This is a genomic window from Chryseobacterium sp. CH21 (assembly GCF_004119445.1).
Taxonomy (GTDB): Bacteria; Bacteroidota; Bacteroidia; order Flavobacteriales; family Weeksellaceae; genus Chryseobacterium.
Genome location: NZ_QICI01000078.1, coordinates 1 through 304, shown reverse-complemented (window position 1 = coordinate 304; position 304 = coordinate 1). Strand labels below are relative to the sequence as shown.

Here is a 304-nt window from a genome sequence, read left to right as displayed (position 1 = left end):
CCATTAAAATAATAATGTCCGGAAGCAGTAACATTGATTGTCTGGCCTGAAGGTGATGGGTCATTATCTATTTTCATGGTCCCATCAATTCCGGAAAAAACTTAATACATTGGAATTCATCGTGACAAATCTATTGGCAGTAAGTGTTCCGTCTGCATTATAGATATTCACATTCCCAGATCCACCAGTTGCTAGCCATAGGGTTCCATTAAAATAATAATGTCCGGAAGCAGTAACATTGATTGTCTGGCCTGAAGGTGATGGGTCATTATCTATTTTCATGGTCCCATCAATTCCGGAAAAA

Annotated in this window: 1 pseudogene; it reads right to left on the bottom strand. The window is 38.8% G+C overall.

The window, feature by feature from the left end:
- Positions 1-84: 84 nt before the first annotated feature.
- Positions 85-304: pseudogene (locus BOQ62_RS22575) on the bottom strand (hypothetical protein); the annotation flags it as partial.